The organism is Kitasatospora nipponensis, assembly GCF_039528135.1.
GTDB lineage: Bacteria > Actinomycetota > Actinomycetes > Streptomycetales > Streptomycetaceae > Kitasatospora > Kitasatospora nipponensis.
The window spans coordinates 1-511 of record NZ_BAAALF010001189.1 but is presented as its reverse complement, the minus strand read 5'-3'; the positions used below and the strand labels follow the sequence as shown (position 1 = coordinate 511).

Genomic DNA, 511 nt, shown 5'->3' with positions numbered 1-511 from the left:
CCCGTGCGGAGTCCGCCGTGTGTGGCGGAGGTTTCACTTCTCTGTCCCTGTCATCGTATTGAGGAGAACTGATGGCGATCAATGAGGCGGCATCGCAGGCTGAGCTTGTCGGCCGGGCGTCGGATCTGGTGGAGGTGATCCGCAAGCATGTTCCGTGGCAGGAGGAGAACCGGGTTCTCCATGAGGAGGTGCTGCGGGCGGTCACCCGTGCCGGGATCATGAAGATGCGGGTGCCGGTGCGTTACGGCGGCGCGGAGTCGGATGTGCGGACGTTGTCGGCGGTGATCGCGGAGCTGGCGCGCGGGGACGGCGCGGTCGGGTGGACGATCAGCACGTACACGATGGGGTCGTGGCTGGCGGGGCTGTTTCCCGATGAGGTGCAGGACGAGATCTTCGCGGATCCGAGTGTGCGGATCTGCGGCGGGGTGAACCCGTCGGGGGTGGCCACGCCGGTGGACGGCGGGGTGGTCCTCAACGGGCGGTGGGATTTCGTGTCGGGTGCGCGGGACAG

The 511-nt window shown here is 67.3% G+C and carries 1 protein-coding gene; it reads left to right on the top strand.

Annotation, left to right across the window (positions count from 1 at the left end; translation table 11 throughout):
* Nucleotides 1–71: 71 nt before the first annotated feature.
* Nucleotides 72–511: acyl-CoA dehydrogenase family protein (locus ABD323_RS45590; protein WP_344447797.1), on the top strand; the 440-nt coding region annotated here is incomplete at its 3' end.